The organism is Desulfovibrio sp. UIB00 (assembly GCF_022508225.1).
GTDB lineage: Bacteria > Desulfobacterota > Desulfovibrionia > Desulfovibrionales > Desulfovibrionaceae > Desulfovibrio.
Genome location: NZ_JAETXJ010000003.1, coordinates 150,162 through 176,990 on the forward strand (window position 1 = coordinate 150,162; position 26,829 = coordinate 176,990).

The 26,829-nt window shown below is 57.2% G+C and carries 16 protein-coding genes and 1 tRNA gene; 9 read left to right on the forward strand and 8 right to left on the reverse strand.

The genetic code is table 11. The features are described from left to right. Positions 1 to 86: 86 nt before the first annotated feature. The 3 genes from JMF94_RS06230 to JMF94_RS06240 all read left to right on the forward strand — a co-directional run bounded on the left by JMF94_RS06230 (position 87) and on the right by JMF94_RS06240 (position 7,947). Positions 87 to 3,788 carry a pyruvate carboxylase gene (locus tag JMF94_RS06230; RefSeq protein WP_240824312.1) on the forward strand — a complete coding sequence of 1,234 codons (3,702 nt, stop codon included), beginning with the start codon at positions 87 to 89 and terminating at the stop codon, positions 3,786 to 3,788. A gap of 97 nt (positions 3,789 to 3,885) precedes the next feature. Continuing rightward, the gene (locus JMF94_RS06235; RefSeq protein WP_240824313.1) at positions 3,886 to 7,461 is read left to right on the forward strand and encodes a PEP/pyruvate-binding domain-containing protein; all 3,576 of its coding nucleotides are present in this window, start codon (positions 3,886 to 3,888) and stop codon (positions 7,459 to 7,461) included. Between the two features lie 123 nt (positions 7,462 to 7,584). After that, complete coding sequence (locus JMF94_RS06240; RefSeq protein ID WP_276612855.1) at positions 7,585 to 7,947, forward strand: pyrimidine dimer DNA glycosylase/endonuclease V; 363 nt, start codon at positions 7,585 to 7,587, stop codon at positions 7,945 to 7,947. A gap of 113 nt (positions 7,948 to 8,060) precedes the next feature. Here JMF94_RS06240 and JMF94_RS06245 read toward each other — a convergent pair whose 3' ends face one another. From JMF94_RS06245 to JMF94_RS06265, 5 genes are all read right to left on the reverse strand, one after another. Next, positions 8,061 to 9,215 carry a nitronate monooxygenase family protein gene (locus JMF94_RS06245; RefSeq protein WP_240824315.1) on the reverse strand — a complete coding sequence of 385 codons (1,155 nt, stop codon included), beginning with the start codon at positions 9,213 to 9,215 and terminating at the stop codon, positions 8,061 to 8,063. A gap of 142 nt (positions 9,216 to 9,357) precedes the next feature. Beyond that, entirely contained in the window at positions 9,358 to 12,345 is a 2,988-nt protein-coding gene (locus JMF94_RS06250; protein ID WP_240824316.1) for a PD-(D/E)XK nuclease family protein, read from the reverse strand. After that, complete coding sequence (locus tag JMF94_RS06255) at positions 12,342 to 15,650, reverse strand: UvrD-helicase domain-containing protein (protein ID WP_240824317.1); 3,309 nt, start codon at positions 15,648 to 15,650, stop codon at positions 12,342 to 12,344. Before JMF94_RS06255 ends, JMF94_RS06250 begins: the two co-directional genes overlap by 4 nt. An 8-nt stretch (positions 15,651 to 15,658) precedes the next feature. Next, positions 15,659 to 16,963 (reverse strand): ATP-dependent 6-phosphofructokinase, encoded by a 1,305-nt coding sequence (locus JMF94_RS06260; protein WP_240824318.1) that lies wholly within the window; start codon positions 16,961 to 16,963, stop codon positions 15,659 to 15,661. A gap of 24 nt (positions 16,964 to 16,987) precedes the next feature. Further along, complete coding sequence (locus tag JMF94_RS06265) at positions 16,988 to 17,548, reverse strand: HD domain-containing protein (RefSeq protein ID WP_240824319.1); 561 nt, start codon at positions 17,546 to 17,548, stop codon at positions 16,988 to 16,990. Positions 17,549 to 17,730: 182 nt separating this feature from the next. Between JMF94_RS06265 and ricT the strand changes: the two genes are divergently transcribed. Then, the gene (gene ricT, locus JMF94_RS06270) at positions 17,731 to 18,801 is read left to right on the forward strand and encodes a regulatory iron-sulfur-containing complex subunit RicT (protein ID WP_240824320.1); all 1,071 of its coding nucleotides are present in this window, start codon (positions 17,731 to 17,733) and stop codon (positions 18,799 to 18,801) included. A gap of 23 nt (positions 18,802 to 18,824) precedes the next feature. Next, positions 18,825 to 20,837: a methionine--tRNA ligase gene (gene metG, locus JMF94_RS06275; RefSeq protein WP_240824321.1), complete on the forward strand. Its 2,013-nt coding sequence runs from the start codon at positions 18,825 to 18,827 to the stop codon at positions 20,835 to 20,837. 99 nt (positions 20,838 to 20,936) lie between these two features. Here the strand turns inward: metG and JMF94_RS06280 are convergent, their stop codons facing one another. After that, the gene (locus JMF94_RS06280; protein ID WP_192111773.1) at positions 20,937 to 21,128 is read right to left on the reverse strand and encodes a hypothetical protein; all 192 of its coding nucleotides are present in this window, start codon (positions 21,126 to 21,128) and stop codon (positions 20,937 to 20,939) included. A gap of 113 nt (positions 21,129 to 21,241) precedes the next feature. Between JMF94_RS06280 and JMF94_RS06285 the strand changes: the two genes are divergently transcribed. From JMF94_RS06285 to JMF94_RS06300, 4 genes are all read left to right on the forward strand, one after another. After that, the gene (locus JMF94_RS06285; protein WP_240824322.1) at positions 21,242 to 22,039 is read left to right on the forward strand and encodes an undecaprenyl-diphosphate phosphatase; all 798 of its coding nucleotides are present in this window, start codon (positions 21,242 to 21,244) and stop codon (positions 22,037 to 22,039) included. A 66-nt stretch (positions 22,040 to 22,105) separates the two neighbouring features. Further along, positions 22,106 to 22,182: transfer RNA gene (locus JMF94_RS06290), tRNA-Met, on the forward strand. A gap of 251 nt (positions 22,183 to 22,433) precedes the next feature. Further along, positions 22,434 to 22,835, forward strand: coding sequence for a RidA family protein (locus tag JMF94_RS06295; RefSeq protein WP_240824323.1), 402 nt, complete (start codon positions 22,434 to 22,436; stop codon positions 22,833 to 22,835). Between the two features lie 468 nt (positions 22,836 to 23,303). Then, complete coding sequence (locus JMF94_RS06300) at positions 23,304 to 24,305, forward strand: GNAT family N-acetyltransferase (RefSeq protein ID WP_240824324.1); 1,002 nt, start codon at positions 23,304 to 23,306, stop codon at positions 24,303 to 24,305. A 47-nt stretch (positions 24,306 to 24,352) separates the two neighbouring features. On the opposite strand, the gene JMF94_RS06305 is transcribed toward JMF94_RS06300, so the two are convergent. Both JMF94_RS06305 and JMF94_RS06310 read right to left on the reverse strand, forming a co-directional pair. Then, complete coding sequence (locus JMF94_RS06305; RefSeq protein WP_240824325.1) at positions 24,353 to 25,180, reverse strand: class I SAM-dependent methyltransferase; 828 nt, start codon at positions 25,178 to 25,180, stop codon at positions 24,353 to 24,355. Between the two features lie 208 nt (positions 25,181 to 25,388). Next, positions 25,389 to 26,675, reverse strand: a complete 1,287-nt coding sequence (locus JMF94_RS06310; RefSeq protein WP_240824326.1) for a dicarboxylate/amino acid:cation symporter — start codon at positions 26,673 to 26,675, stop codon at positions 25,389 to 25,391. Positions 26,676 to 26,829 lie beyond the last annotated feature (154 nt).

A 26,829-nucleotide genomic window follows, 5' to 3' on the forward strand; every position in this document is an offset into this window, starting at 1 on the left:
CGCCCAATGCGAAGCACTAAGCGTGTTTTCGCCGTCTAACGCCGGTGCGTGGGCAGAAATGCGCCGGTAGAAAAGGGCTGAAAGGCATGGCCAACAAGACATTCTCGGAAGTTCAGGATTTTTTGAAGGGCAAGGTAATACTGGTTGCTAACCGGGGTATTCCGGCCCGTCGCATTTGTCGTTCCATCCGCGAACGTTTTGACGCGGTAGCGGCAATGACTGCGACTGATGTGGACAAAACGGCCCCTGCGGCCTCAACGGCGCAGGAACTGATGCTGCTCGGGACAGACCCCCGCGCGTATCTGGATATTGACCGCATTATCGACAAAGCCAAACAACGTGGCGTAGTCGGCATTCACCCCGGCTGGGGGTTTGCTTCCGAGGACACGCGCTTTCCGCAGCGCTGCAAAGAGGCGGGCATCACCTTTATCGGCGCGACAGCCGAGGCCATGAACCTGTTGGGCAACAAGGTTCAGGCTCGAGAAGTGGCCCGCAAATTGGGCATTCCTGTTGTGCCCGGCTCTGAAGGAGCCGTGGATATTCCTACCGCCCGCCAGCTTATCAACGAGATCGGGCTGCCCATCATGCTCAAGGCAGAAGGGGGCGGCGGTGGACGCGGTATTTTTGCCATCCATAACGAGGCTGACCTGGAAGACGCCTTTTTCAAGGCTTCCACCATGGCTCAGGCTTCGTTTGGCAATCCGCGCCTGTTTGTGGAAAAGTTCCTTGCCGATGTGCGCCACATTGAAATTCAGGTCATTGCCGACATGTACGGCAACGTGTTCGCCTTTGACGAACGCGATTGCACCGTGCAACGCAACCACCAGAAACTCATTGAAATTACGCCTTCGCCCTGGCCGGGCATGACCAAGAACCTGCGCGACAGGCTCAAGGATTATTCCCGCCGCCTGGTGCGCGCCGTGGGCTACCATTCGCTTGCCACGGTCGAATTCCTCGTTACGCCTGACGGTACGCCGTACCTTATTGAAGTTAACACCCGTTTGCAGGTTGAGCACGGCATCACCGAATGCCGCTACGGCATTGACCTTGTGGAAGAGCAGATCGCCGTGGCCTTTGGCGCGGAACTGCGCTACCGCGAAGAAAGCCAGCGTCCTTCGTACTGGGCCATGCAGGTGCGCATCAACTGCGAAAACCCGCAGGACAACTTCGCCCCCAATTCCGGCCTCATTTCGCGATATGTGTCGCCCGGCGGCCCCGGCGTGCGCCTTGATTCCAATATCAGCGCAGGCTACGAGTTCCCCGCCAACTACGACTCTGCGGGCGCGCTGCTCATATCTTACGCCACTGACTGGGAAAAGGTGCTTGGCATCACGGAACGCGCCCTGAGCGAATATGTGATCGGCGGCATAAAGACCACCATTCCTTTCTTCCGTCAGGTCATCAAGCACCCCCTGTTCAAGCAGGGCAGCATCAATACCAACTTCATCGCCACGCATCCCGAGCTCATGGTCTACACCGACCTTGCGCCCGAAGGCGAGCGCCTTGCCAAGCTGGTGGCCGAAATTTCGGCCAAGGGCTTCAACCCCTACGTGCAACTTGGCGAATACCGTTCAAGCTCCACGCCCTGTCTTGGCCCCTTTGAACCTGTGCTGCCGCCCATAAGCACGGCTGCGCGGCGTCAGCCTTCGCCCTATCCGCAGGGCGACCGCATGGCCACACTGGATTACATCCGTGATTCCGGGCTGGTGCACTTTACCGACACCACAACCCGCGACCTCACGCAGTCCAATTCCGGCAACCGCCTGCGCCTTGCCGAAGATAGGCTCATGGGCCCCTATCTTGACAATGCGGGATTTTTCTCGCTTGAAAACGGCGGCGGGGCGCACTTCCATGTAGCCATGCTGGCAAACATGACCTACCCCTTCACCGAAGCCAAGGAATGGAACCGCTTTGCGCCCAAAACCCTCAAGCAGTTGCTGGTGCGTTCCACCAACGTGCTTGGGTATACGCCGCAGCCGCGCAACCTCATGCTCAAAACGGGCGAAATGATTTGCGACCACTATCAGGTCGTGCGTTGCTTCGACTTTTTGAACCATGTGGAAAACATGCGCCCCATTGCCGAGGTGGTCATGGACCGCAAGGACGTGATCTTCCAGCCTGCCATTTCCATGTCGTGGGCCAAGGGTTTTGACGTCAAGCACTATCTGGGCGTTACCGAAGCCATGTTGCGCATGGTGGGCGACATCATGGGCGCAAGCCCCAAGGAAGCCTCGCGACACATCATTCTGGGCCTCAAGGACATGGCTGGCGTTTGCCCGCCGCGCTTCATGGACGAGCTGGTCAAAGCCCTGCGTAAAGCCTGGCCCGAACTTGTGCTGCACTATCACAGGCACTATACAGATGGCCTGTTCGTGCCCTCGTGCGGCGCTGCGGCCAAGGCTGGCGCGCACATCATCGACGTGGGCCTCGGCTCATCGGTACGTTCTTATGGTCAGGGCGATGTGCTTGCCACCATGGCCTATATTGAAGATGAACTGGGCCTCAAGTGCAACCTTGATAAAAACGCCATCCGCGATGCCAACTTCGTCTGCAAGCAGATCATGCCCTATTACGACCGCTACTGCGCGCCGTACTTCCAGGGCATTGACTATGACGTAACGCGCCACGGCATGCCCGGCGGGGCCACTTCATCCTCGCAGGAAGGCGCCATGAAGCAGGGGTACATTCACCTGCTGCCCTACATGCTCAAGTTCCTTGAAGGCACCCGCCAGATCGTGCGCTATCACGATGTGACGCCCGGCTCGCAGATCACCTGGAACACGGCGTTTCTGGCCGTTACAGGTGCATGGAAGCGGGGCGGCGAAGATGAAGTGCGCTACCTGCTGGAAGTGCTGGGTCAGGTCACCCGCACCCCCGAAAAAGAGCTTACGGACGAAATGCGCCGCGCGCGCCTGAACATCTATCAGGACTGCAACGACGCCTTCCGTAACCTGCTTCAGGGCAAGTTCGGCAAACTGCCGCTTGGCTTCCCGGCTGACTGGGTCTACCAGAGCGCTTTCGGCTCTGACTGGAAGAGCGCCATGGCGGCCCGCACTGAAACTTCGCCCCTTGAATCGCTGGCAGAAGTGAACCTTGCAGCCGAAGAAAAGGCCTGCGCCGAAATTCTGAAGCGCAAGCCCAATGATGAAGAGTTCGTGCTGTACCTTAACCATCCGGCGGACGCGCTCAAGACCATTCAGTTCAAGTCCAAGTTCGGCGACCCCAACAACCTGCCTTTGCATGTATGGTTCGAGGGCCTGAAAGTCGGTCAGGATCTGTACTTCAACGACAGCAGCGGCAAGCCCCATCATCTCTTGCTGCTCAGCATTTCCACCCCCAACGATGCGGGCATCTCCATCTGCCGTTATGTGCTCGACTCCGAATTCATGAGCTGCGAAGTTCAGGTTCGGCAGCCTTCGGGCAACGGCGCAAAGAGCACGCTCATGGCCGATACGGCCAACAAGTATCATGTGGCCGCGCCGAGCAACGGCGATTTGTGGGTCATGTATGTGCATCCCGGTGATGTGGTCAAAGCGGGCGAAGAGCTCTTTAACGTCTCCATCATGAAGCAGGAAAAGGCCGTTCTGGCCCCCATTGACGGCATGGTGAAGCGTGTGCTCAAAACCGCCGACTTTAAAGAAAACAAGCAAATGGTTTCGGTCAGAGAAGGTGAGCTAATTGTGGAGCTGGGGCCTGTGCCGCGCATATGCGGCAATGAGGCCTGCGGTCAGCCCATTCCTATGGATAACATCGCATTCTGCCCCTATTGCGGTGTGCGCGTAAGTTAATTACTACGCTCACTACTGGAATTTGTGGACAGTTCCTTAATGGCGATATACAATTTCCAAGGTTGTAAAGCTTCTGTTTCCCAAACCGGAGGAAGACATGGCTAAGATTCCCGCCGCCAAACCTGCGCAGAACAAACCCAAGGGCGCCGCGCCCGAGGCAGTTCAGAAAAAACTGGTGCTTGATGGCGCCGAAATTGTGCAGATTGGTCCCGAAGCGGAGTTGCTTGTTGGTGGTAAGAACTACAACACTGCCCTGATCAGTCAGATCCAGGGCATTCAGGCGCCCCATTTTCGCGCCATCTCATCCATTGCCTTTCATCATCTGCTTGATGAAACAAAGGTTAATGGGCGTGTGGTACGTAGCGTGGTGGACCGTGAATACGGGCGCATTGACTGGAACGACCCCGAAATCAACCAAGATCCGGACTTCTTGCAGAAGTTCGTGCGCCAGCTCGGCAAGCAGATTCATCAGGCCGCGCTGGCGGAAGGCGAGCAGACCAATACCAAGCTGCGCACCTTTATCAATAATATAGTCGAAGGGTTTGCCACCTCCCCCGAGGGCATCGACCAGTTGCGCAAGCGCTCGGTCATGGTGCAGGCGGCCATTTTGTCTGTTGAAGTGCCACACGATGTTGCGGAAGCCGTGCGCGGCGCATACCGCGACATCTGCCGCGAAAACGAAGACGACATGACCCCCGTGGCCGTGCGTTCTTCTGCTGCGGGCGAAGACTCGCGCAAAAAGGCCTTTGCCGGTCTGCAGGATACCTACCTGAACATGGTGGGTGAAGACAAAGTAGTAGAAGCCTACCATTGGGACTGCTCCTCTGCCTACAATCTGCGTTCCATGACCTACCGCCGCGAGGCCATCCTTGACGCTCTTGCCAAGGCCGAAGAAACCGGCGACGAGAGCATTGCTGAAAACGCCAAGCTTGAGTGGGCCATTGAGCACACCTCGCTTTCTGTCTGCATGATGCAGATGATCAATCCCGTGATTTCCGGTACGGCCTTTTCGGCTGATACCGCCACGGGCTGCCGGGGCACCGACCGCCGCGAACTGGTCAGCATCGACGCCAGTTACGGCCTCGGCGAGGCTGTGGTGGGCGGGAAGGTGACGCCTGACAAACTTTATGTCTTCCAGCGCGACGACGGTGGCGAAGTAGTCATCCGTCAGATGGGCTGCAAAGACATGAAGATCGTCTATGATGAACGCGGCGGTACCCGCGAAGTGGAAGTGTCCGAGCTTGAGGCTCTGCGCTGGGCGCTTTCGCTCAGCCAGGCCGAACGCGTTGCCCAGGGCGTGCGCGCCGTCAGCAAGGCTTACGGCGGCATCATCATGGACACGGAATTCTGCATTGACGCCAACGACAAGCTCTGGTTCGTCCAGGCGCGGCCCGAAACCCGCTGGAACGATGATCTTGAGCTGCACCCCCATACCATCTTCATGCGCCGCCGCGAGGTGGACGCCAAAGCCGCCGCCGAAGCCGAAGTGCTGGTGGAAGGCAACGGCGCTTCACGCGGTGCAGGTCAGGGCACGGTGCGCTTTTTGCGCTCCGCCCTTGAACTGAACAAGATCGCCAAGGGCGATGTGCTTGCAGCCGAACGCACCGACCCGGACATGGTGCCGGGCATGCGCGTGGCCTCGGCCATCATGGCCGATGTGGGCGGCGACACGAGCCACGCGGCCATTACCTCGCGCGAGCTTGGCATTGCCGCTGTTATCGGCATCCAGCGTCTCGACATCCTGCGCGCGCTTGACGGCGCGGAAGTGACCGTTGACGGCACACGCGGCAAGGTTTACCGAGGCCTTTTGCCCCTGCACCTTGTGGGCGGCGAAATGGATCTCTCCAAACTGCCCCCTACCAAGACCAAGGTCGGCCTTGTGCTGGCCGACGTGGGTCAGGCGCTGTTCCTCTCCCGTCTGCGCAACTTCCCCCAGTTTGAAGTGGGCCTGCTGCGCGCGGAATTCATGCTTGGCAACATCAGCATCCATCCGCAGGCATTGGAAGCCTTTGACAACGGCGAGCTTGAAAATGTGGTGCACAGCAAGCTGAAAGAGCTTGAAAATCGCCTTTCCAAGGTGCTGCGCGAGCAGATGGCAGCCGGGCTGATTGTATTCAACTTCAACCTACGCGAATACGTGGGCGAAGTGACCGGCCTTGCCGCAGAGGTGGAAGCCTTTGCCGAAGCGAGCAAGAGCCTGAATGCGGAAGAAGTGCTGATGCAGCACCGCAAAATGCGCGAGCTGGATCACAAGGTTGACCAGCACCTCGAAATGGCCTCGCGCCGTATTGAAGTGCTCAAGACCTCCAATGATCTGGCCGACCATGTGCGCATCATCATGGGTTACGATGACGCTCTGGCCCTGCTGAATCCGGCTGACCCCGAATCTGCCAAGCGCGTTGCTGAAATCGAAGCCACTGTTGAAGAACATGTGCGCCGGATCAAGGATATGCCCGCAGTCACCAAGCTGATGGACAACATCAACCATCTGCGTGAAGAAGTGAGCCTGCGTTCCGGCCTGAAAAAGGAAATGGACGACCTGCGCAACCTGACGGACAAAATTCGCGGCATCATCAAGGCTCGCGGATTCCGTACCGGCAAGGAGCACTACGTTCAGACCCTGGCCCAGAACCTGGCCCTCTTTGCCATGGCCTTCTACGGCAAGCCCATCACGTACCGCACTACAGACTTCAAGAGCAACGAATACCGCAACCTGCTGGGCGGCAGCCTCTTTGAACATAACGAAGACAACCCCATGCTTGGCTATCGCGGCGTTTCGCGCAATATCCATGACTGGGAAATTGAAGCCTTCAAGCTGGCACGCGGCGTATACGGCGGCTCCAACCTGCGCATGATGCTGCCCTTTGTGCGTACATTGGAAGAAGCCCGCTCCATGCGCAGCTACCTTGAGCAGGTTCACAAGCTCAAGAGCGGCCAGGACGGCCTGAAGATCATTCTCATGTCCGAGCTGCCTTCCAACGCCATTCTTGCCAAGCAGTTCATCACTGAGTTTGACGGCTTCTCCATCGGCTCCAACGACATGACCCAGATGGTGCTGGCGACAGACCGCGACAATTCGCGCCTGTCCCACATCTATGACGAGGAAGATCCGGCTGTTGTCTGGGCCATCCTTGTCAGCATCTTCACCGGCCAGAAGTACGCCAAGAAGGTGGGCTTCTGCGGTCAGGGCGTGTCCAACAGCATCATCCTGCGCGGCCTGGTTGCCATCGCGGGTATCACCTCTGCCTCTGTGGTGCCGGATACCTACTACCAGACCGTGTTTGATATCGCCTCTGTGGAAGGGGAAAACCATTCTGCCGCCGACCTTGGCAAATGGCTTGCCGCCCAACACCACAAGCGCCTTGCCGACCTGATGGAAAAGACCGGCTACGGTCATATCCTCAAGAAGTACAAGGAACCGCAGGATATTCAGGAATGGTACGAGGGCGAGTTGCAGCGTCGGCACGAACAGTTCCGCGATCACCTCGACACGCCCAAGGAAGCCTTCTATCGGGCCGAGTTGCAGAGCTTCCGCTCCACCTTCCACAAGCCTGTGATCTACGCCACCTGGAACTGGGACGAAACTGTTGAGGATGCCCTGCATCACTCCGGCTTCCAGAACTTCGAGGAGCAGGCCAAGGCTCTGGAATACTCCCGCACGGTCAACGACTAGCGCAAGCTGGTCGCCACCAACTGATACATCAAGGCCCGGATCTCAGGATTCGGGCCTTTTCGTATACGGCGGTCTATCTGCGAAAACTTTTTCTGTTTGTAGGAAACTCGTATGCGCATGTGGATGTTGCCCCCTAAGGGGTTGTGCCGCAAACATTTGTTGGGCGAACATGTGGAACTGCATATGCTCCTTGGCAGCATGCGGCGTGGCAAAAATATAGATGGCTTTCTTTTCGGTGGATTGGTTGACCCGCAGCAACTTTTTGCGCGGCATGAGGAACTTGTAACAGAGATGGCCCAGCGTGGATTCAAACACACATCGCCCATCGATGCGAATGAATGTGCTTCCTTGGCTGCCCGTTATACTGGCAGCAGCTCCCTAGACATTGTCGCCAATGCTGCTGAATTACAGCGCAGGTGCCCAGACTGCGCCCAGTTGATGCAAGTGAGCGCCACAGCACAGTCAAACGCTGCAAATTCAAACTGACGTTAATGCGAAAATAACGCACGCAGCATCAACATAATATTTGACTATGACGCACGAAAAAGCCGGGCCTGGAAATCCAGACCCGGCTTTGCATTTTCAGGAAGGGTAGAGCGTTAGCTCTTGATGCTGAAGTTGAGCTTGCTCTGCATGTTCTGCACGCTCTTGCTCAGGGTGCTCATGGCATCGTCAAATTCCTTTTGCAGGCTGTCCATGAGTTCATGCACCGAGATGATCTTGTTCACGCGGGCCACATTGGCCCCGCAAAAGGCAAAGCCGCGTTCAAGATTGCCCTTCATGGCGTTGATGAGCGCCTGGGCGATGCAGTACGGCGTTTTTTCCTGTTCGCAGGTGTGTACGCAGTGGAACACGCACTTGAAAGGCTTTTTCTTGCCCTCGCGCGAGGCCGTGATGAATTCATTGCCAAGTGCGCGGCCAGGCATGCCCACCGGGCTTTTGATAATGGTGATGTCTTCATCGCGCGCGGAAAGGTAGCTCTGCTTGAAGCGGTCATCGGCATCGCATTCGTGGGTAGCCACAAAGCGGGTGCCCATCTGCACGCCGGAAGCGCCAAGATCGAGGAACTTCATGATGTCCGCGCCGGAGTACACGCCGCCAGCGGCAATAACAGGCACGGCGCGGCCGCACTTGTCTTCCATGGCCTTGGCGGCATCCACCACCTGCGGCACCAGGACTTCAAGCGAGTGGCCGGGATCCTGCAACTCTTCAGCCTTGAAGCCGAGATGGCCGCCGGCCTTGGGGCCTTCAACCACAAAGGCGTCAGGCGTATAACCAAAGCGCGAGGCCCATTTTTTGGCGATTACCGTGGCAGCTCGGGCCGAGGAAACAATGGGAACCAGCTTTGTCTTGAATTCTTCCTTCTTTTCCTCGCACACCTGCAACAGGTGATGCGGCATGTCGAGGGGAAGGCCAGCGCCGGAAAAGATGATGTCCACCTTGTTTTCAACGGCGGTGCGCACCATCTGGCTGAATGTGGTAAGCGCCACCATCAGGTTAACGCCGATGATGCCGTTGCTGAGTTCGCGTGCTTTCAATATTTCATTGCGCAGGGCGCGCAGATTGGCTGTAAGAGGATCTTTGGCCACATCGGGTTCTTTCATGCCGATCATGGCCCCGGCGATGACGCCGATACCACCCTGATTGGCAACAGCCGACGCCAGCCCGGAAAGCGAAATGCCCACGCCCATGCCACCCTGAACTACAGGGATTTTAGCCGTGAGATCACCTATCTTGAGTGCGGGAAAAGACATTGCAAGACCTCCGTCCTGTCCGTAAGCAGCATGCCACTTTGCATCGTTTCGATTTCAAACGACATACCTATGTTTGCCGGGAAGCATAGCTGGTAATTTCACAAGACGCAACAATCATCTTTAATATATGTATTCCGGGCCGTTATTCCGCACACAGTGACGCATAGGGGCACCAGTCGCAATGGCGGTCTGGACGCGCCGTAAAGCACGGTGCATGTCGCATGTGCAGCAATACAAGAGAAAGCGCCGCGTGGCAGTACCCAATGGCTTCCGCCAGGTCTTCATCCACCAGCCCACCAAAAAGCGGATACTCCCTGCCAGCATTGCGCAGTTCAACCAGCGCGGCGTCTCCAACCGGGCCAAGGCCGCTGCCCACAGCCATGCTCACATAGCAGGGCAATTGCAGGCTCGGCAGCCGGGGCCGCAGTTCTTCAAAGAGGGCATCCATATCTTCAAGCATCTGAGCGTCCGGCTCATATTGGCCTCCCGCCTGCGTCTGTCGCATGGCCTCAAAAAGGTTCTCAATACGCCTGAAATAAAGAATGTCGCCCCACAAGCTCCCATCATGTAATTTAAGGCTGCCGGTCTTGTAGTCAAGGATGTGCAGCAGGTCATCCCGCCGGTCAATGCGGTCCATTATGCCCCTGAAAGAATATTCGCCGCCAGCCAGCGACAGCGTGGCCTTGAGTTCTTCCTCCAGCGCCACAATAATGGTGCTGTCGGGCTGATTGTCCAGAAAACGCTGCAAACGCACAGGGGCGGCTTCTTCCAGCATGAGGCAGCTGTCCGGCGGTAAGATGCGGCGCAGGTCGGCCTTTTCAAGCTCCTCATGAAACCGCGCAAGCATGGTCTCGCGGCTGATATCGCCCCGGCGCACCTCTTTATTGAGATACGGTTCATACAGCGCGTGCAGCGTATCGTGAATGCAGGTGCCCACGGCTGCGGGGTCGTCGCCTTCGTTGACCTCCTGCGGCGGTTGCAGCCTGCAGAGGTATTGCCAGGCAAATCGCAGAGGGCATTGCTGGTAAACATCCAGCCTTGTGGGCGAAAGCGGTTTTTGGAGCAGGGCCAGCATGGCCTCGTGCAAGGCCTCTGTGCGGGGCAGGCTTTTGGGAGCGGCAGGGGTGCTGCGCACCACGCAACGGGCCATGTCCAGCGGCCCCTGACCGGGCACAAGCAGCTCGCCACGGCGCTGTTCTTCTTCCCATAGCAGTTGTTCTACAAAGCGGCTGCGGCTTTTTTTGCCGTCAAAAAGCGCAGAACGGCTGATGCCCTCCTGCCAGAAAAAGCGCACCTCCTGCGCTCCGGCGCAGAGCCGATACAGCGTGTGGGCAGTGGCGCGCTCACGCCTGCGGGCATCCGGCAGGCCAAGCACCTGCCGCAGCGAATCGGGCAGCAGAGGATCCTGCGCAGGGTTGCCTGGCAGTTTGTCGTCCGTGGCATCCACAATAAGCACCCTGTCAAAGTGCAGCAGGCGCGTTTCAAGCATGCCGAGCACCTGCAAGCCCGTGAGCGGCTCCGCCTCAAACGGTACTCGCTCCTGTTGCAGCACCTCGCGTACTATGCCGTGCAAGACGCTGGTGGGAAAGGGCGTCTGCGCAAGGCAGTTTTGCCGCAACACAGGGGCCGCGTGGCGGGCAAGGCGGTACATGGCCTCCGCATCCAGCGGAAAATGCCGCCACATGTCGCCGCCGTTGCGCAGCAGAAAATCGCAGATGTTTTGCAGGCACAGGGCCATGCCCTCGGTGGTGTCCACCTGCCCCGGCTGACGCACCAGCACATTGAGCGTGGCTTCAAAAAGCTCAAAAAGCGCAGGATGCATGCCCGGGGCGCACTCCCGCGCAACCTCGTTCATATCCACAAACCGCGCCCCGCCGCGAATCATGCCCTCAATGCGGCGCAAGACCTCGCGCAAATAAAGGGGCGTTGCGTTGCCGTCATCCACGCGCAGCAGGTTCAGGTAAGGATGCCGCAGACACTGAAGCAGATTGCGCCAGTAATAGCGGCCATCTTCCGTCCTGTTTTCCTGCAATTGCAGCAGAGCCTCAAGCAGGCGGTTAAGGGGCGAGCGCTCCAATGGGTAGCCCATGGAAACGTTGACGTCCTTGTTGGGCAGATGGTGCAGCACTGGCATGAGCAGGGCGCTGTCCGTGAGCACAACCGCCGTGGAAAGCCCGTCAGGCGCGGCTAAATCATTGCTGCCGCCCTTGCTGGCGCTCGGCGCCGCCAGTTCTTCATGCAAAGCTTTAAGCTGCGAATGGCAATCGTACCCGGCAAAAAACGATATGCGCGGCTTATGTGCGGCCTCGGCGTCCGTGGGTTCCACGGCAAGGCGAGCAGTGGCCTTCCAGCGGCGCAGCCACGCAGCCTGCGCGTCACATGCCCAGTGCGGCGCGGTGCCCAGAGCCAGCGCCGGGTCTGCATGCAGGCATATCTGCCCGCCTGCCCGCCACAGCCTGTGCAGCAGGGCTTCCTCACTGCCGGTGAGCAGCGAAAATCCGGCCATCACAACGGGGCGGTCATTTGCGGGCGTAAAAAAACGAGGCAGGGCAAGTCCGTCTTCGCTGACGGTAAAGGCGTCCAATCCCGGCGTTGTCCAGCGGCGGGCCTCCAGCGCGGCCACATAGGCCTTGCCTATGCGCCCCAGAGCGCCCAGCAGGGCAGCCGCAGGGCCGGAAACCTCCTGCTCCACATGGCTGAGATCCACAGCAGCCACACGCTGGCCCAGCATTTCTTCCAGCAGGTTTGAAAGCCGCAAGCCCCAGGGCAGAAAGTGCGCCATGTCCATGCGGGCAAAACGTGCGGCAAGGCCTTCGTCATCCTGCGCGAGGCCCATTACGCACTCGTGCAGCAGGGCGACCCTGTCCAGCACGTTGGCCGTGTGCAGAGGATCTGCGCTGGTTTGCGAGCGCCAGGCCGAGATAACATCCGCCAGAGTCATGACCTTGGGCAGCAAGCCCTGATAGCCTTCTTCCGCATAGAGCTTGGTGAGGTAACGCCAGGGCCGGTTGTGGGGCACGATCAGCAGGGTTGCACCTGCCCGCCCCTTGCCGATGCGGGTCAGAAAGGCTTTGAGGTCGGGCAGAAAGGGCCGCTGCCAGGGAAAAACAAGAATCGGCGATGCGCTCATGCCTGAGCCTCCGTGGCGGGCAAAAGATCGCTGCAACGCTCGCCAAGGGCCGAAACGCCGTGCGCTTCCACAAGCTGAAACCGCCGTAAATCAAGGTACACCAGCAGGCCGCGCGCACTGCCGGGGGCGCAGTCGTTCCCGGCTTCCAGACAGGCAAGGTAGGTCTGTAGCTGCGCCACATGGTCGGCTTCGGGCTGACCGCTTTTATAATCAAGCACCAGCGGCCCCCATGGCTCATGCACCAGCAAATCCATGCGCAGCAAGCGCCCCTCGGCATCCATGAGCGAATGTTCGGGCCAGCCTGTTTGCAGCCAGCGGGCAGCCTGAGGTTGCGAGGCAAACCATTGCAGCGCCGCAGCGGCATTTTCCCGCAACGCGGCCTCGTCCGGCACTGGCAGCGAAAAGTGCCCAAGGCCGAAGTTCAACGCCGCCTGCGCGTCGGCCTGCGGATTGCCCGTTATGTGCAGATGTTCAAGGCACAGATGCAGAAAGCTGCCCCTGTCTTCAGCGCGAAAACTGAATCCTGCCAGCGGATTACGAAAAATCTTGAGGCGCGGCAACCATTGCATGGGCCGCCATGCGGGGTCGGCAAAACCAGCGGAATCCGCAGAATCATTGCCATGAGCACCATCCGCAGAAGTAGCTATTTCCTCGCCTTCCGGGCTTTCCGCAATCTCCGGCTTGTTGCCCCAGGGTGCGGCAGATCCCCTCGTCGCAGTTGCGACCGGAGCAGCATCGTGCGCGGCTAGCTCCTCGCCCACGGTGTAAGGTGCGGTGAACCCGGCCTCTCCCATGAGCATGTCCAGCACATCACTGGTAGAACCCCGCCCGCCCACAGTGCTGGTACGCAAAACATAGAGCGCATCGCGCGCACGGGTAAAGGCCACGTAGAGCAGGTGGACGTTCTCCCGGCACTGGCGGGCAAGCTCCTGATGATAGGGCGCGCCCAGATGCTTTCTGTTGCCCACGGCAAGGCGCAGACCATCACGCTCGACCATCACGGTTTCATTGCCCATGCGGGCGCGCAGGTCTGTCCACGGCACAATGACCACCGGGGCTTCCAGCCCCTTGGATTTATGGATGGTCATGACGCGCACGGCATCCATGTTTTCGGGCATGGGCACCTTTTCTTCGCCGCTCTTGGCGCGCCAGTGCTCCAGAAATGTGGGCAGGGTGGCAAGGCCCTTTTCTTCCGCGCTGTGCAGCACTTCCATAAAGCGGCGCAAAAAGGTCTCCGCCTCGGGGTAGCGCCGCTCCACATCCAGCCGGGCAAACCATTCGAGCGTCATGTCATAGGGCGTCATGAGGCCGGACTGACTGTGGAACGGGGCAAGCAGCCGCTGCCAGATTTCTGGCCAGCGCCTTTTGAACCGCTGGAACAGAGGCCCGCCCCTGGATGCGGCGCACCAGCCAGCAATGTCCTCGTGCGCAAGGGCCGCAGCTTCGGGATGCTCCCTGAATATGCTGCCGCACACGAGGCTCATAAAGGCAATGTCGTCCTCGGGATTATCAAGAAAGGAGAGCAGGGCCACGGCCTGCACCACCAGCGGATGCGCAGCAAGCCGCAGGCTGTTTTCTGTAATCACGGGGATATTTTCGCGAATCAACCTGTCGGCCACAAGTGTGGCCTTGACATTGCTGCGCACGAGAATGAGCACATCAGCCCACGGATGGTGCGGCTCAATATCCTCATGTAACAGGGTGCAGAGGCGTTCAAGCACGTCTTCGCCCTGAGCCTCGGCATCCACGGAAAGGATGGTTTCCACGCGCACAAGGCCGCCCTCGCGGGCATTTTCTGGGCATTGCTGCTCCGTGCCCGCAAAGGCGCGTACAAGGCCCTGAGCGGCCTGTCCGCAGATTTCCGGCGGGGTGCCCGATGGCAAAAGTGCGGCCATGACCTTTGCGGCCATGTCCGGCTGCGCAAGCGGGCCGAAGATGCCGTTGTTATGCTGCACGATTTCGCGGCGGCTGCGCCAGTTGTAGGGCAGATTGTCGCGCTGGCCGTCAGGCGCGAGGGCTGTGAGGCCCGCATCGTCAAACACGCCGTCAAAAAGTTCCGGCTCGCCCCCACGCCAGCCGTAAATGGACTGCTTGACGTCGCCCACCCAGGTGAGGGAGCCGCCGCGCGAGAGGGCTTCTTCCACAAGGGGGCGCAGGGCGTACCACTGCTCATTGCTGGTGTCCTGAAATTCATCCACCAGAAAATGCGTGAGGCGCGAGCCCATGCGGCACAGGGCCTCGGGCACGCCGTTGTCGCTTTCAAGCACCTGCCGCGCCATGTGCGGAATCAGCAGACCCGGCAGGCTGCCTTCCTGCCGCTGGTTTTGCACAAAGGCCTGCACAAGTGTACGCGCCAGAAGGAGCACAGGGGCAAGCCCCACGGCCTGACGCAGCAGGGGAGCGGTATCCACCAGCACACCGGCGGCGCGGGCAAAAGCCTCGTAGGCTTTTTGCACCTCGTCGCTGACCACGGGCTTTTTCAAAAAAAGGTCAGAGGCGCTGGCCTTGCTCAGATATGCCGAAGTTTTGCACTGCCCGGCGGCAATGGCCTCCACAGCGGCAAGAGCGTTTTTGCTGAAATTGAGTCCGCTCCCCGCCGCAGCAGCCAGAAAAATATTGGCATGGGTTACGGCCATGCTTTCCACTTCGCTCAACCGCTTGTGCAGGGTTTCTGTGGGCGAAATATCCTCAAAGCGCCCGAGCAGCACGTCATCCAGCAGGCCGCGCAACTGGTTGAGCAGCTTTTCGCCCGCAAGAAAGCCCGTGCTGTTCTCCCGCCAGGCCATGGCCCGATAGACCTCGCGCAGCAGGGAACGCATGGTTTCATCGCCCTGCCATGCGCGTTCAAGCAATACATCAAGGTAGGGAGTGAGCACTTCTTCGGTGGCAAAGACGGGCTGAAAATCCGGGTGCAGATCAAGTTCCAGCGCTGCCGCGCGCACAATGAGGTGCAGAAGGCTGTCGATAGTGCGGATGTTCAGCGCGCCCATATCGCGCATGATCACATCCACCCAGCGGGAGGCCTGCTCGGGTGATAGCGCAAGCCCGCCCATGGGCTGCCCGAGGGCCGCGCTCTTGAGCTGCCGGATAACGCGGTCGCGCATTTCGGTAGCAGCAGCGTTGGTAAAGGTAATGGCGAGGATGTCGCCCCAGCCGCAGCGGCCCCCCGGAAAAAGCGCGCAAGCCGAGGAAGCGGAAGCGCTTGCGGGCGGCCCGCTCTGCACCAGCCTTTGCAGAAAACAATGCGTCAATTCATAGGTCTTGCCGGAACCGGCAGAGGCCTTGACCTGTCTGAGATGCTTCATGCTGACGGTTACGCCGGGGGCAGCATGCCGTGCAACATGCCCTGACCGGTGGATTCAAGCACAGCCCGCCACAGGTCGGAATAGATGTTGAGCTTGCGGCGCTTGCGGGTCACAAGCTCCAGCGGCAGATGGACGTAACGGTCCTGAATCTTGCCCACCACCATGTCTGTGCGACCGGCCATGGCGGCGTGCACGGCGTACTGGCCCAAAAATCCGCAATAGACCTTGTCATTGGCGTTGGCCGGGATGGAGCGGATGATATAGCTCGGGTCAATGTATTTCAGCGAATGCTCAATGCCGCGCGCACCAAGATACGAGCTGATATTTTTGCGCAGCAGGTCAGACACATCTCCAAGTACGGGATTGCCCGACACATCCTTGGCTGCGTGGTTTTCCATAAGGTGCTGACCCGCGCCCTCGGCTGCCACAATAACGGCATGCCCGCGCGAGCGCAGGCGTTCTTCCAGCGCAGGCAGAAGCCCGCCCTCGCCCTCAAGGGCAAAGGGAGCTTCCGGAATGAGCACAAAGTTCACTTCTTTCAGGGCCAGAGCCGCGCGCGCGGCGATAAAGCCTGATTCGCGCCCCATCAGCTTGACCAGCCCAATGCCGTTGGGTACGCCGCAGGCCTCGGTATGAGCGCATTCTATGGCCTCCGTGGCCTTGAAGGCGGCAGTTTCAAAACCGAACGACTGGGGAATGAAATTGATGTCGTTATCAATGGTCTTGGGGATGCCGATGACGGATATCTTGAGCCCGCGCGCCTGCACCTCGCTGCTGATGGCGAGGGCGGCCTTCATGGTGCCGTCGCCGCCAATGACAAAGAGAGCGTTGACGTTGCTGCGTTCAAGGGTATCCACAATTTCTTCGGCAGACTGCGGCCCGCGTGAAGAACCAAGCATGGTGCCGCCAAAACGGTGAATGTCCGCCACGCTTGAAGGCGTAAGCTCAAAGGGAGCATGGCCGTACTTGGGAATAAAGCCCTCAAGCCCGTAGGCGATGCCCAAGATGGAGGGCACGTTGTAGGCGTGGAAGGCCTCCATCACAATGGCGCGGATGACATCGTTGATGCCGGGGCAAAGCCCGCCGCAGGTCACGATGGCGCACTTGGCGCGGGTGGTGTCAAAATAGAGTTTTTTGCGCGGGCCAGCGGCCTCAAGGCATACGCTGAAGGGCGCGTTCACTTCTTCCGACAGTTCCTCATCCACAACAATCTGCACGGTCTTGTTGTCTGCCCAGGTGCGGTAGGGCAGCACAGAATCAAGCTTGCAGGGGCCAAGCGTACGGATTTCCGTTTGCAGCGAACATTCTTGCATGGTGCAGCCTCGGCTGTTTTGGAGCTATTTGCTTAAACCAAGTTCCGCCGCATGGACGCGCATGGCTTCGATGGACAGAGCCAGAAAAGCATCAAGCTCAAGCCCGGCCTCGGCGCACTGGCGGATGTTGTCGCGGCACACGCTGGCCGCAAAGGCTTTATCCTTCATCTTTTTCTTTATGCTTTTAACTTCCATGCCTTCCATACCCGTGGGGCGCATGAGCGCAGCGGCAGAGATAAGCCCAGTGACGGTTTCGCCGCAGCGCAGGGCGTAATCAATGCGCGAGGCAGGGCCAGCCGCGCCGTTCATTTCCGCATTATGGGCGCGAATGGCGGTGAGGGCCTCATCCGGCAACTGACCAGCCAGCATTTCTGCGGTGTCCAGGCCATGCCGGGCGGCGTTTTCCGCCGTGGCGGGGTAGTCGAGGTCGTGCAAAAGGCCCGTGAGGCCCCAGATGTCTTCATTTTCGCCAAAATGTTGGGCAAGGGCGCGCATTATGGCCTCGGAGGCCAGCGCATGCTGCAACAGGGAAGGCGGTGTTTTTTGCTCGGCCAGCAGAGCGAGGGCCGATTGACGATCTATCATGGCAAGTACTCCCTTATGTTTAAAAATGTAAATCAGGCAACCCGGCTTTGCAAGCCGCGCGAGGTGAATGGCCGATGCGCAGCCGTGGCCCGACCCGCAGCCCAGTTGACAGCACGGCATTAATGACGGAAAAGAACCTTTTCGGAATACATATTCCACTACCTTTGCCGAAGCGACTATTTATGCCCATATACGGTCTCCGTTTCAGAACGCTTGGACAAACAAGCTACTATACCGGCCCCTCCGGCTTCAAACGGGGGGATCATGTACTTATTGAGGCAGAGCAGGGCCAGACCCTCGCCGAAATAGTTTCCGGCCCCGCAGAGCATTTGCCCGGACAGATGGAGCAGGAACTGCCCTCCATTCTGCGTCATGCCGGTTCAGAAGACATCCACCGTGGGGAAGCCAACGAGCAGATGGCGCGTGAAGCGCAACAGTTCTGCCGCCAGTGCATCCGCGACCGCAACCTTGATATGAAGCTTGTGGATGTGGAAGTCTTTTTTGACCGCAGCAAGCTCATCTTTTACTTCACCGCGCCTTCCCGCATTGATTTTCGCGATCTGGTCAAAGACCTTGTGCGCGAATACCGCGCGCGTATCGAGCTGCGCCAGATTGGCGTGCGCCACGAAACGCAGATGGTGGGCGCTGTGGGCAACTGCGGCATGGTCTGCTGCTGCCGCAGGTATCTGCGCAAATTCGCGCCCGTGACCATCCGCATGGCAAAAGAGCAGAATCTCTTTCTGAATCCTGCCAAAATTTCGGGCATTTGCGGCCGTTTGCTCTGCTGCCTTTCTTACGAGCAGGACAACTACGACCATTTCCACCGCATGTGCCCGCGCCTCGGCAAGAAATACCAGACGGACAAAGGCCCCATGAAGGTTCTACGGGCCAATATGTTCCGCAATTCCCTTTCTGTGCTGACGGAAAATAACGAAGAAGTCGAACTGAGCCTGGACGACTGGCAGGCGCTTTCGCCCCACAGGCCGGAGGCCCCTCAGGGTGTACAGCCAAAGCAGCCGCCCAAAGGCCCCATGAACGACAACAGCCTGCTTGTGGTTTCCGCCACGCCGGATACTCTTGACTCTCTTGATTTTATGGATGAATTCCGTCAGGACGAGCGCGATACCCAGACCGAGGAATCCGCCCCCGCCGAATCCGGCGAGCGCGCCCCCGGTGGGGAGGCTCAGGCCGAACCGGGCAAGAATCGCCGCAAACGCCGCCGCAACAAGTCGCAGCGGCCCGACCACGACTAGCAATTAAGCTTACGGAGCCTTGAGTGAACAGCTTTTTCATCACAACGCCCATCTATTACGTCAATGCCAAACCCCATCTGGGACATGCCTATACCACAGTGGTTGCTGACGCCATGGCCCGCTACCACAAGCTGATTGGCGAGGATACCATGTTCCTCACCGGTACGGACGAGCACGGCGACAAGATTGTTCAGGCGGCTGAAAAACAAGGCCAGACTCCAAAAGAGTTTGTGGACGACATCAGCGCCCGCTTCCGCGCCTTGTGGCCCAAGCTTGACGTTGCCAACGACCGTTTTGTGCGCACCACCGATCCCGAGCACATCAGCGCCGTACAGGCCTTTTTGCAAAAGGTCTATGACGCGGGCGACATTTATTTTGGCGAATTCGGCGGGCATTACTGCTACGGCTGCGAGCGGTTCTATACCGAAAAAGAGCTGGAAAACGGACTCTGCCCCCAGCACCTGACCAAGCCGGAATTTATCAGCGAGAAGAACTACTTCTTCCGCATGTCCAAGTATCTGCCCTGGCTCAAGGAGCACATCGAGGCCAATCCTTCGTTTATTCGGCCCGAGCGCTACCGCAGCGAAGTACTGGCCATGCTCGAATCCGGCGCGCTGGAAGACCTGTGCATCTCGCGCCCCAAATCGCGCCTGACCTGGGGAATTGAGCTGCCCTTTGACAAGGATTACGTCTGCTACGTGTGGTTTGACGCGCTGCTCAACTACATCAGCGCACTGAACTGGCCCGAAGGCGAAGATTTTAAAAAGTTCTGGCCTGGCGAACATCTGGTTGCCAAGGATATTCTCAAGCCCCACGCCGTATTCTGGCCCACCATGCTCAAATCTGCGGGCCTGCCGCTGTATGAGCATCTGAATGTTCACGGCTACTGGCTTGTGCGCGACACCAAGATGTCAAAATCGCTTGGCAATGTTGTGGAACCGAGCGACATGGCCCAGCGTTTCGGGCCGGATGCCTTCCGCTATTTCCTGCTGCGCGAAATGCATTTTGGTTCTGACGCCAGCTTTAGCGAAGATGCCCTTGTGGGCCGCATCAACGCCGACCTTGCCAACGACCTCGGCAACCTGTTCAGCCGCGTGCTTTCCATGACAGCCAAGTATTTCGGCAGCCGCGTTCCCATGCCGAAGGCGCTTCAGGAGGACGACAAGGCCATTGCCGATCTGTGCGCCAACTCCATGCGCAACTTTGTACAACTTTTCGGCAACGTGCAGTTTGCCCAGGGGCTTGAATCCCTGTGGGAACTTGTGCGCGCCCTGAACAAATACGTGGACACTCAGGCCCCATGGACGCTCTACAAGCAGGGCAACATGGAGCGCCTCGCAACCGTCATGTACGTCATGCTGGCTGCCATGCGCAAAACCGCGCTCTGCCTCTGGCCCGTCATGCCTGTGGCCTCTGGCAAAATGCTGGCCCAGCTTGGGCAGCAGGTGCAGGAAGGCCAGCCCCCGGTTGCCAATGTGGAAGACGAAATTGCCCATTTTGAAGGCCTTGAACCCGGTATTCAGGTGGCGGAAGGCTCCAACCTGTTCCCGCGCATTGAAGTGAAAAAGGACGGCGCGGACAGCAAGGAACCCAAGGCTCAAAAGAAGGACAAGCAGGCGGAAAAACCGCAGGAAAAAGCCGCACCCAAGCAGGCTGCACCCAATCAGGCTACAGCAGGACAGGGCGGGGCGGACGCGCCCGCCGTCAAACCTAATGTAGAATTTGACCAGTTCAAGGCTCTGGATCTGCGCGTGGGCACAGTGAAAGTGGCGGAAAAACACCCCAATGCCGACCGTATTCTGCGGCTTGAAATTGACTTTGGCGAAGGTCAGCTGCGTCAGATTCTCTCTGGCCTGGCAGAACACTATGCGCCGGAAGATGTGGTGGGCAAGCGCGTGTGCGCAGTGCTGAACCTTGCCCCGCGCAAGATACGCGGTCTGGTTTCGCACGGCATGGTGCTTACGGCCGGAACCGACAGCGCACTCGGCCTGCTTGCTGTAGACCGCGATGTGCCTGACGGCAGCGAAATAGCATAATTCGGGCGTGGTAAGCGGCGTCGCACCCCTTGCTCAAATGGGCGCGACGTCTGCAACCACCATCAGTAAAATGAATACAGAACGATGGGCGGAAATGCTCTAGTGGGCCTTGGCCTCTTCTTCACGGAACAGGCGCTCAAGGGCGGCGGCATCAAGCGGAGTAAGGTTGAAACGCATACCCGCTTCGTCCAGAAGGGCAGACAGGCTCTTGCCGGTATGCAGGGCGCGCTGTTCCGCCAGATAGGCCGCAGCCTTACGAACAAGTTCACCTTGCGGCATAATGGTTGTCATGGAGATATCCTTTTTTATTCACCCATAGCCGTTGTGCCGCCTTTTGGCAATGCTCTGCCCGCAGGGCGACACATCCCACACTAGGCGACAGGATTTCGCGCCAGAGGGTTTTTATGGATAATCTGTTTACTGCGGTGATTTTGAGTATTGTCGAGGGGCTGACGGAATTTCTGCCTGTTTCCTCATCCGGCCATCTTATTCTGGTGGGCGATCTGCTCAACTTCATGGGCGAAAAGGCCGCCACCTTTGAGGTGGTTATTCAGCTTGGCGCCATCATGGCCGTGGTGGTGCTGTACTGGAAACGCTTCTGGGGCCTTGTGCGCCCCCAGCCCTATGTGCGTTTTGCGGGCATGCGCGGCATCATGCTGCTTATCCTTACATCATTGCCCGCCAGCGTGCTTGGTCTTTTGCTGCACTCGACCATCAAGACCTATCTGTTCCGTCCAGAAACCGTGCTCATTGCGCTGGTTGTGGGCGCAGTGATGATGATAGTGGTTGAAAAGCGCAAGTTCAAACCCTCGTATATTACGCTGGACGACATGACGCCCAAGCTGGCCCTTGGCATCGGCTGCTTTCAGTGCCTTGCCCTGTGGCCCGGTTTTTCGCGCTCCGCTTCAACAATTATGGGCGGCATGCTGCTTGGCGGCAAGCGCTCGCTTGCGGCGGAGTATTCGTTCATCGCCGCCGTGCCCATCATGGTTGCCGCCACCGGCTACGACATGCTGAAAAGCTGGCATCTCTTCAGCGCTGCGGACATTCCTTTTTTTGCCGTGGGCATGATCGGTTCGTTCCTCTCGGCCTTGCTGGCGGTCAAGGTGTTCATCGCCCTCATGGGCCGCGTGACCCTGGTGCCTTTTGCCGTGTACCGCCTTCTTATTGCCCCATTTATTTATTATTTCATGGTGAACTAAAAAAAATGCTTGCCAAGGGGCGGCAATTTTTATAAATAGATCGTCGCGCTAACGAGGCGCTGACACGGCAAGGTAGCTCAGTTGGTCAGAGCATGCGGTTCATACCCGCAGTGTCGGGGGTTCAAATCCCTCCCTTGCTACCAGAATTTCAAACCCGGAAGTCTTACGAGACTTCCGGGTTTTTTTGTTTTTAGGCGCACACTGCTGTTGAGCAGCAGTGTGCGCCTAAGGCAACTCCCCATACTTTTTTTTCACTACCGCGACATGATGCTTTCAAAATTTTTGTAATGGTGTTATTCTAAAAGTCCTGCACCACACTCCGTCAGATCAACAATTTGCCGTCTTTCCGCCTATAAAAATGAAAAGCAGCACCATTTAAAACAAAGAGAACACCATGAAGGCCATTATAAGAAAAACACCAAAGAGCATGTATCAGCCTGTTGGAAACTATTCACATACAACCATCATACCCGCTGGTATGGACACCTATGTGTTTTCAGGGCAAATCGGCATTGGGGACGACGGAACTTTCCCTCCGGATTTTAACAATGAAGTGCAGCAACTTTTCAAGAATATTAGAGCATTGCTCGATACGGAAGGGCTGACCGGAGCAGATATTACCAAGGTTAATATTTGGTCCGTGAAAGAAATCAACTGGGACTATTTCGACAGCAAGTGGGATAAGCTTTTTGGCGGCAATTACCCATCAATGACGATTGCGTATGTATCGGCATTGGGTCTGCCGGAAATCAGCATAGAAATTGATATCTGGGCTGCAAAGCGGCCTCAGGGCTAAGTGCAGCAGAGTGCTCTTCATGAGCAGAAGGGCGCCCTAACCGCATGGATAGCTGGCATATTGCTCTGGCAGGGGAATTGATAACCTGCACCATACATGGTAATTTATTGAAAGTTCTTCATTGGCTACCTTGGGGGCATTATGAAAGAAAAAACCGTCTACCGCTGCAAGCGCTGTGGCGACGTTTTTTATTGCCCGACTGGCATGCTGGACAAAGCCTTCTTCAATTTTCGGCTCTTTTTCAAGTTATTGTCCTGCCCACGATGTGGGAGTACGCTCATACATGAAGAAGAATACGTAGCTGAAAAAAGGAAACAGGACGACTCTGCAACAGACAAATAGCCTGATTTGGTAATGTACAGGCAGCAAAGCTGAATCGTATTATAACCAACATATACGGCGTTTATGCCTTGTGGTGTGCACGAGCGCACAGGGCATAGACGCCTTGCCTTTTACTCCGGTGCCTTCATGCAGTTTATACATTTGCCCCACAACGCCAAGCCCGAGCAATACGCAACATGGCACAGCGCAGCGCTGCACAGTGCTCAAGCCGACCCTTTCAGTTGCACGCCAGCATGGCAACTTGCTTTTCATGATGCCTTTGGCCCCAAACGGCGTTTGCTGTTTGCAGAAGCTGACGGAAGCGTTATTGCCCTTGCGGAAGGCCTTGTTTCGGAAGAAGAAATATATATCACACCTCTTGAGCCCTCTTGGTTCTTTGGCTGCCCGCTGCTGGGCAGCAATGCCCCGCAGCTTTTTGCCGAGGCCATGCACTTTTTTTCCAAGACCTATGCCCCCCAATTTCCCAAGGTTCTTGTGGGAGGCCTTGGCCCTGGCCTGGATTATGTGCAGAACATGCTCAACAAAACGCGCATGCCCCTCCAGGCGCACCTTGTAAAAGCGGGTATTCAAGGATCGGCTTCGCTTGCTGGCGGGCTGGACGGCTATCTTTCGCGCCGCTCGGCCAATCTGCGCCGCAATCTTAAGCGTTCGGCAACTAAGGCGCACGAGCTGGGCATCTATTATGAACGCGTGCTGCCTTCAACGGAAGATGAAGCAAAGGCGACTTTCTCCCGCATGATCGCCGTTGAACGCACAAGCTGGAAAGGGATTGATCACTGCGGCATGGCGGAGCCGGGCATATGCGATTTTTACGCATATCTGCTCCAGCGGCTCGCGCCAGAGAAAGGCGCACGCGTCATTTTTGCCCGTCGTGAAAATACGGATGTAGGCTTTATTTTTGGCGGCCTGGCCGGGGATATCTATCGTGGGCAGCAGTTCAGCTATGCGCAGGATTGCCATGAGCTTTCACTGGGCAACCTTATGCAGATTGAAAAAATCCGCTGGCTCAGCGAGGAAGGTGTTCAACGCTACGACATGGGGCCGCTCGATGGCCCCAAGATGCAGTATAAAACGCACTGGACAGAAACGGCCTTTCCCATCAGGACATGGCTCATAGAAAAGGCCTGAACATCGCCAAAAGGGCAGGGGGCAACAGGCCCGCAGCTTTCATGTCCTCATAGGTTGGCGTTCCAGAAAAGCACGCCCACCCGCGAGCTGCCAGTTTCGTGCACCATGCCGTTCTTGCTTATGGCGCACAGCTTGTCTGCCAGGGCGATCTCTTGCTCCTCTGTGAGCTGGCCTCTGCTGTTAAAATGCCGCGTGTACATCACAATGGCTTCTTCCAGCGGGCATTCAGAATCCCACGTGCGCTCAATATATTCCACTTCGGGATAATAGCCCTGCAACCACAGAATATTGAAGGCGCTATACAGCCCCCGGCGGGTATAGTCATCGTGATTTTCGGCGCCAACAACAGGCGCAAGTTCCCTGCGCACAGAATTGTCGCCCGTAACCTGCGTGATAAGGCAGCAGTAGCCCCGCGAGGCCTCTGTCATTTTTTCAAGGGTAGCACGGTCATATACGGCAGGCGTGCGCGAGGCGAAAACAAGCTGAAACCTTTTTTGCCAGCCAAGCTGTTTCAGATCCACAGTATCCCAATCAAGCACACGAAAACAGGCGTTTTCCGTTCCCGCACGCTGCGCATTTTCATTTGCGTATTCGATCATGCCGGGCGCGATATCAAACCCCTCAACCGTGCCAGCCATCTCCGCAAAAATCAGGGCATGCCTGCCCGGCCCGCAGCCGATGTCCAGCACTGCATCAGCCTTGCCAACCTTGGCGCGCGCCGCAACCTTTGCAGCTAAATTACGGCGGTACGCACTGGAATCTGCCTCGGCAGAATGGGTATTGAACGACTGGGCACGGCGGTTCCAGAACTCCGCCAGATCTGACCGATCCGGCTGCCTGTCTGCCCAGAATGCTTCAAATTCTTTTATTTCCATGTTCAAAACCTTTGTTTGCGCGCAATGCTGCGCCGTATTCCAGCAATGTTTTGCAAGGTTACAAGGAGACGAGGTGGGAATAAAGAAAAATCAGCCCGACATATTTGCGGGCTGACAGGCATTCGATGAGTGGGTTTTGAAAATCTGTGGAGCAGGGGGATCTGCCCCTGCCCGGTCAATATTACCGGGCAGAGGCTGTCTATGAAGGCTAAACAGTGGGGACGGGCTGGCCGACTACTTTTTTGCGGTCAAGCTCTTCATGCAGCTTTTCCACATCCAGATTGCCGGTAACCCTTGAAACAAAGATGGTCGCAACGCCATTGCCCACAAGGTTGGTGAGCGCGCGGGCTTCAGACATAAAGCGGTCGATGCCGAAGATAACGGCAATGCTCTCGGGCGGGATGCTGCCAACAGAACTCAGCGTTCCGGCCAGCACAATAAAACCGCCGCCGGTAACTGCAGCCGCCCCCTTGGACGAAATAAGCAGAATACCCAGGAGCACAAGCTGATCGCCCAGCGGCATGGGTGTATTGGTGGCCTGGGCAAGAAATATTGCCGCCATTGTGAGGTAAATGGCTGTTCCATCAAGGTTAAAGGAATAGCCAGCGGGAATCACAAGATCAACAACACTTTTGTTGCAGCCAACTTTTTCCATTTTGCGCAGCATGTTTGGCAGCACAGATTCGGAAGAAGAGGTGCCAAGCACGATAAACAGTTCTTCACGAATATAGCGCACAAACTTGAAAATGCTGAATCCGCAGCTGAAGGAGATGGTCCCCAGAATGAACACGACAAAAAGAATGCTTGTAACATAGAAGCACACAATGAGCTCGCCAAGAACAAGCACAGAGCCAATACCCTCTTTGCCAATGGTAAAAGCCATTGCGCCAAATGCGCCGATGGGGGCCACGTGCATGATGATACCGATAACCTTGAACAGCACTTCAGAAAGGCTCTTGATGAGGTCAAAGCACAGCTTGCCCTTTTCGCCGCTATAATTGAGGGCAAAGGCAAACAGCATGGCCACCAGCAGCACCTGGAGGATTTCGCCGCTGGTAAAGGCAGAAACAAAGGTGTTGGGAATAATATTGAGGAAAAAGTTGACGATGTTGTTGTCTTTTGCCTTGCCAGCATACTGGGCGGCAATGTTCTTGTCCGCAGCGTTGAAGGTGCTTACGTCAACGTTCATGCCAACACCGGGCTGGGCCAGATTGACCACCACAAGGCCAATGGCAAGGGCCGTAAGCGTGATGACGGTAAAATAGACAAGCGCTATTCCGCCAGTTTTGCCCACAGCCTTGATATCTTTCATGCCGGCTATGCCGGTAACAACGGTTGAAAAGATCAAGGGCGCGATGATCATTTTAATGAGGTTGATGAAGCCCTTGCCCAAAGGCTGCATCTTGACGGCCAGTTCAGGATAAAAGTGACCCAAAAGAATGCCAATGAATATGGCAATGAGAACCTGCACATACAAAATTTTCAAATATTTCATGGCGGGAATCCTGGCTTATGGCCTGATGTAAGTCTGGTTTCTCAGCTCCTGATACAGCAATAATATGTTATCAACCCAGTTTTTATTCAATATCACTAGGGCGGCAACATTTTTCCATATAGATATAAAATTGAATTATTCATTTTTGAAACAG